Below are 6543 nucleotides of genomic sequence, written 5' to 3' on the forward strand. Positions count from 1 at the left end.
ATGGTGCCCCCAGAGAGACTCGAACTCCCGACCCCCTGATTACAAATCAGGTGCTCTACCAACTGAGCTATAAGGGCGTAACCATGTAGGAGTTAGCACAAACTAACAAAAAGGAAAACAGAAAATTATTAAATTTTATGTATATTAAAAGAAAACTATATAAAAAATAACCAATTTATTTCCTTTTTCCACTTTTTACAGCAAGGTTGGAACTATCCTTATGTTGATATCTTATAGAATCTTTTATAAGAATGCACCGTTTTGCTATCGAATTACGAATCTGAAGACTTTGATTGATGAGCAAGGTAATTTTCTAGCCAGTGAATATTATAATTACCATCAGCAACATCTTGATTATTAATAAGATCGCGAAAAAGAGGCAGTGTAGTTTTTATCCCATCGACGACAAATTCATCTAAAGCACGCCGTAAACGCATCATACATTCTAAACGGGTACGTCCATGAACAATCAGCTTTCCAATCATGCTATCATAGTAAGGAGGAATGCGATAACCTGAATAAGCGCCTGAATCAACACGAATCCCTAAACCTCCAGGTGTATGAAAATGTGTAATGGTTCCAGGTGATGGCGTAAAGTTAATAGGATCTTCTGCATTAATACGGCATTCAATGGCATGACCAGAAAAACAGACTTCATCTTGTGTCACTGAAAGTTTACAGCCTGATGCAATATGGATTTGTTCGTGGACTAAATCTATACCTGTAATTGCTTCAGTTACAGGATGCTCGACTTGTAAACGTGTATTCATTTCAATAAAATAAAATTCGCCATTTTCATAAAGAAATTCAATAGTACCAGCTCCACGATATCCAAGTTGGGCACAAGCATTTGCAACAATATTTCCAATTTTTTTCCGTTCAGTTTCATTAAGTGCAGGTGACGTAGCTTCTTCCCATACTTTTTGATGCCGTCGTTGAAGTGAACAATCGCGTTCTCCTAAATGAATAGCATTTCCCGCACCATCACCTATGACTTGAATTTCAATATGACGGGGTTTTTCTAAATATTTTTCTATGTAAACAGCGTCATCACCAAAAGCAGCTTTCGCTTCTGAACGCGTTGTTTTGAGAGCTATAGAAAATTCTTGTTCAGAATGAACGACTTTCATACCACGTCCGCCACCACCGGCAGAAGCTTTTATAATAACTGGATAACCAATTTCACGAGCAGTGCGTAAAGCATCTGATTCTTCAGTGACTGCTCCATCTGAACCTGGAACTACAGGAATACCAAGTTTTTTGGCGGTTTTCTTTGCTTCGATTTTATCGCCCATGATGCGGATATGAGTAGCTGTTGGACCGATGAATGTAATATTATGGGCTTCTAGAACATCTGCAAATTTTGCATTTTCAGAAAGAAAGCCATAACCTGGATGAACAGCATCCGCTCCTGTAATTTCACAAGCAGCAATAATTTGCTGAATACTCAAATAAGAATCACGAGCGGGAGGAGGGCCAATACAAACACTTTCGTCAGCAAGACGAACATGCATTGCATCTGCATCAGCGGTAGAGTGAACAGCCACGGTTTTTATGCCAAGTTCTTTACATGCACGTAAAACGCGAAGAGCAATTTCTCCTCGATTAGCAATGAGGATTTTTCGAATCATGGTTGCCCCTCGCTTTATTCAACAATAATAAGTGGTTCACCAAATTCAACAGGTTGACCATCTTTGACAAGAACAGTGGTTACCGTACCGGAGCGCGGTGATGAAATTTGATTCATTGTTTTCATGGCTTCAATAATAAGTAATGTCTCCCCTTCAGAAACATTTTGTCCTACTTCTACAAAAGGTTGTGCGCCTGGTGAGGGTGCAAGATAAGCTGTTCCAACCATTGGGGAGGTTATTGTGTTTTTTGATTTATCTTCTTGGATAGATTGTATAGGAGATTCAGCTGTTGGAACTGGAGAAGATGTTACAGAAAAAGTAGGAGTAGAAACAGGGGCATAGATTGCTTGCTCAGAAGAAGTTAAGGTATTTTGGCGTGAGACACAAATACGAAGCTCCCCTTGTTCAACTTCAATGTTCGTTAAATTTGTATCATTCAAAATTTCAGCAAGATCACGAATAATTTTCGTATCAATTGCGGTTTTTGCCGAATCCATTTTTTTTGTTGCCATTTTATTTCTAACTCCTTGATCAATGAAGATCGTCATTATCTCATTTTATGACCGAATATCTCTAGATTAGGGATGACATCTTTTGAGGCTTTAAAGATTTTTATTTCCTTTAAATCATTATACTTTGCAATTTAAAACTTGTATCTGCTTTACGTAAAATTGCACTTATAAGCCTGTTATCAAAAAAGAGAAAGCATAAAATTACCTCATTTACAGTATTCTTCCTAAAACGGATCAGGTATTCACTGTGTATTATCTATCGCTTGTTTTAGAATATCTTGTCTGGCTGCGCCGATGAATATTTTATCACCAATGATGTAAGAAGGTGTTCCCGTAATATGAAGTGCAGAGGCAATTTGAATGTTTTTTTTAAAAGCGTTTTGCAGAGTGGGATCTTTTATTGCATTATGTAGTTTTTTTTCATCTGCTCCTAATGAAACAGCTACTTTAATAGCTTTAGCTTCATTTGCACGACCCTGATACATTAAAAGCGTTTTGTGAAACTGAGGATATTTCTCTGGAAATTGTTTTCGAAATGCGTAGGCAACAGTATGGGCTGCCATAGAATCAGAGCTTAAAATTGGTAAGTCCTTGATAATAACCTTTAAATCTGGATATTCTTTTATCAAGTCTTCTATATTTGAATAGGAAATTTTACAATAACCACAGTTGTAATCAAAAAAATTGACAAGCACTCTTTTACCATTTGGGTTTCCCAAAACAGCGTCATGAGGAGAATGAAAAATCTCTTTTTCTAATGAATGAATGACAGAAGTTTGTTTTTGGTTTTCGTATTCATTCTGTTTTTCCAGCTTATCTTGAAGAATAAGCTGCATTTCAATCATAATTTCTGGATGAGTAAGAAGATACTCTCTGACGATTTGTTGAATATGATGAGAATCAGTATGTGGTATCATTTTTTCTTTAAGCTTAGATAAAAAGCTAGAATCTTCCAAAAGTTGTGATTTAAGCTTTTCTAAGCTTAAATCATTTGCTGTTTTTGAGTGTGATGTTGCGTTTGATAAAGAAGGTAAAAAGATTAAAATACTCGACATAACTATGACTAAAATTTTTGAAAAAAGTGTTATTTTCGAGTTTTGAGAGTGATAATTCATTTGTATACCTTCACATTTTTTAGGGTGTCATTGAGTGAACTATATGAAAAGCGCTATCTATGTGCAATGAAGCATTTAGTTATAGTGTATCTTTAAGAATGAGAAAAAACATCAATTTTTCTCTAAAAAGATTTCATATGATAAACCTTGGCTTGGTAAGGATTATGTTTTGTAAAAGATAAAAAAAATCTCTTTAATTTGTCAAATGTTGTTTTGATGTATAAGGGTATCAAAAGCTTTTTGTGCGTGTTTATTTTAGGAAAAAGTACGTTGATAATACAATGAAGAACATTTGTATTATTTTTTCCTGTTGCTTTATTGAGTACTGAGAAACAAAATTAAATAATGAAAAGTGAAATTATGAAAACCACAACACATTATGATCTGTTTATCATTGGAGGAGGGATAAACGGCTGTGGATTGGCAAGAGATGCAGCAGGACGCGGATTTAAAGTGGGATTGGCTGAAATGAACGATCTTGCATCTGGGACCTCAAGTGCGTCAACAAAGCTTATTCATGGTGGGCTTCGTTATCTTGAACACTATGAGTTCAAACTTGTTCGTGAAGCATTGAAAGAACGCGAGATTATTTTACGTATGGCTCCACATATTGTGCGTCCTTTGCGTTTTCTCCTTCCTTATCATAAAGAATTGCGCCCTGCTTGGATGTTGCGTTTTGGACTTTTTATTTATGATTATTTAGGGAATTGGAATCAGAAATTGTGGCGCAGTAAAACGATTAATTTTTCACAAAAATTTTGCTCTACACTGAAGAAAGAATATCAGAGAGGTTTTGAATATTCTGATGCAAGAGTAGATGATGCGCGTTTAGTTATTGGCAATGCTCGTGATGCAGAAAAGTGGGGAGCTGATATAAAAGTACGAACAGAAGTTCTCTCTTTAAAAAAAGAAGACAATAAATGGCGTATCTTTCTTCAAGACAAGTTAAGTAGCAAAGAATATAGTGTCACAGCTTCTTATGTCGCGAATATGACAGGTCCTTGGATTGATCATGTTTTAGCAAGCATATTAGATTGTAAAGAACATTCACCAGTACGGCTTGTTAGAGGTTCTCATATTTTGGTTCCCAAGCTTTATACTCATGATCGTGCTTATATTTTTCAAAATGGTGATGGGCGTATTATATTTGCTATTCCGTATCAAGAAGAGTTTACCTTACTTGGAACAACAGATTGTAATTATCAAGGAGATCCGGCTGACGTTCATATTACTGATACAGAAATTGATTATATTTGTGCAGCAGCCAGTGAATATTTCATACAACCAGTGTTGCCTGAAACGATTGTCTGGTCTTACTCGGGAGTTCGTCCACTCTATGATGATGGAGCTTCAAAAGCACAAGAAATTACGCGCGATTATGTTTTAAAAGAAATGGGAACAGGAACGACACCAAAGATACTTAATCTTTATGGTGGAAAGATTACAACTTATCGTAAGTTGGCTGAAGATGCGATGAAATTTGTTGAAAAAGAGCTTGGTAAAAAGAGAGCATCATGGACGGCTAAGGCAGTACTTCCAGGGGGTGATTTTCCCTATAACAAATTAGATACAATCGAAAATAGGATTGCTCTTTTGATGCCAGATTTAGATGCTTTTACACATCGCAGGCTTGCACGCTCCTACGGTACGGAAGCATTGGTGATCTTTGCACATGGTAAGGCAAATAAAGGAAAAAATTTTGGACATGGGCTTTATGAAGTAGAAGTAAAATGGTTGATGGAAAAAGAATGGGCTAAAGTATGTGAAGATGTGTTATGGCGTCGTTCAAAACTGGGTCTCCTATTTAATGAACAAGAGGTTGATACTCTTTCTTCCTATATGCAAAGCCAACAAGAGATTGAACAACTTTTATGATCATTTTATTTTACAGATTTTATCTGCAATATTGTAAAATATTTTCCTTAAAGAGATACTGATATCAGTCATAGATATTAAAAAGGCAATGGCTGTCTATACCCTGATTTTAGTTTTTTTTGCAAGAATCACAAAATGGCAAAATTAGATAGAATATTTAGGATGAAATTTGTCTATCTTATAAAGTGAAATTCAAGAATGTTACCAAGAATAACTCATTGAAAAAAATGATTTATAATTAGATTCATGTGAAATAAGGATTTTTATTCTTTCTTTAGGAGAAGATAAAGATACTTTCTGTAGCATTTATTTGCACAATAAGTTAAAAAAATCTAAAGAAAATTAAATCTATTATAAAAAATTGTATAATGTGTTAGTTTAGCATTTATTATCTTAAATGCTGTGCTAAATCATGTAAGGATGGAGGCTTGATGAGCGTAAGAAGAACTTGTAAATGAGTTTTTTATATTATGGTGAAAATCTTCTTTTTTCATGTTTATATACCTAAACACTAATCTATGAGAAATGCGATATTGTGTTTTATCATGATTGATTGTAGTAAACCTTGATATCAATTGAAAATAATGAACTGTTATTATACTCATGATAGTATAAGAGAATAAAATTTTCCGTAAACTAAAAGTAAGTATTTTTCTATGTATAAAGAGAGAGCTATAGGGACGTGAGAGTAATACCCTCATGATATTTTACAACCTTCCATCGCCTATAAAATTTGCAGTAGCACCAATGTTGGACTGGACAGACCGACATTGCAGGTTTTTTTATCGTCTTTTAACGAAAAAAGCTCTCCTTTATACGGAAATGATGGTAGCAGATGCTGTCATTCATGGTGTTCGCGAACAATTGTTGGCTTTTAGCGATAAAGAACGTCCAGTTGCATTACAACTAGGGGGGGCTGATCCGAGAAAGTTAGCAGAAGCTGCACGAATTGCTGAGGATTTTGGCTACAACGAAATAAATCTTAATGTCGGGTGCCCATCAAATCGTGTTCAAGCAGGTGTCTTTGGGGCTTGTTTGATGCTACATCCAGACATTGTGGCAAATGCCGTGGAAGCGATGAAACGAGAGGTTACTATACCTGTAACTGTCAAATGTCGGATTGGAGTGGACGAACAAGATGAAGAGTTAGCGTTAGATCTTTTGGCTAATCAGGTTTGGAATGCTGGATGTGATGCGCTCTGGATACATGCACGCAAGGCATGGCTGCAAGGATTGAGTCCGAAAGAAAACCGTAATATTCCGCCCCTTAATTATGAAAGAGTTTACAAATTAAAACGTAAATATCCTCATAAATTCATTGGGATAAATGGTGGAATTAAATCGATTGATGAGATCAAAGAACACTTAACTTTCTGTGATGCTGTCATGGTTGGTCGCCAAGTTTATCAT

5 protein-coding genes and 1 tRNA gene are annotated in these 6543 nt (G+C 35.6%); 2 read left to right on the forward strand and 4 right to left on the reverse strand.

Annotated elements, in window-relative coordinates; all coding sequences use genetic code 11:
* Position 1: 1 nt before the first annotated feature.
* From ACFIL8_RS04945 to ACFIL8_RS04960, 4 genes are all read right to left on the reverse strand, one after another.
* Positions 2–77, reverse strand: a tRNA-Thr gene (locus tag ACFIL8_RS04945).
* 195 nt (positions 78–272) lie between these two features.
* On the reverse strand, positions 273–1631 hold the full coding sequence (gene accC / locus ACFIL8_RS04950; RefSeq protein ID WP_375638420.1) for an acetyl-CoA carboxylase biotin carboxylase subunit: 1359 nt from the start codon (positions 1629–1631) through the stop codon (positions 273–275).
* A gap of 14 nt (positions 1632–1645) precedes the next feature.
* Entirely contained in the window at positions 1646–2143 is a 498-nt protein-coding gene (accB, locus tag ACFIL8_RS04955; protein WP_375613403.1) for an acetyl-CoA carboxylase biotin carboxyl carrier protein, read from the reverse strand.
* A 242-nt stretch (positions 2144–2385) separates the two neighbouring features.
* On the reverse strand, positions 2386–3258 hold the full coding sequence (locus ACFIL8_RS04960) for a DsbA family protein (RefSeq protein WP_375668375.1): 873 nt from the start codon (positions 3256–3258) through the stop codon (positions 2386–2388).
* Between the two features lie 345 nt (positions 3259–3603).
* Between ACFIL8_RS04960 and glpD the strand changes: the two genes are divergently transcribed.
* Both glpD and dusA read left to right on the forward strand, forming a co-directional pair.
* Positions 3604–5133: a glycerol-3-phosphate dehydrogenase gene (glpD, locus tag ACFIL8_RS04965; protein WP_375628154.1), complete on the forward strand. Its 1530-nt coding sequence runs from the start codon at positions 3604–3606 to the stop codon at positions 5131–5133.
* A gap of 699 nt (positions 5134–5832) precedes the next feature.
* Positions 5833–6543, forward strand: a 711-nt coding sequence (dusA, locus tag ACFIL8_RS04970) for a tRNA dihydrouridine(20/20a) synthase DusA (protein ID WP_375689039.1), incomplete at its 3' end; no start/stop codon positions are given.

It is taken from the genome of Bartonella sp. AP57NXGY, from assembly GCF_042195805.1.
GTDB lineage: Bacteria > Pseudomonadota > Alphaproteobacteria > Rhizobiales > Rhizobiaceae > Bartonella.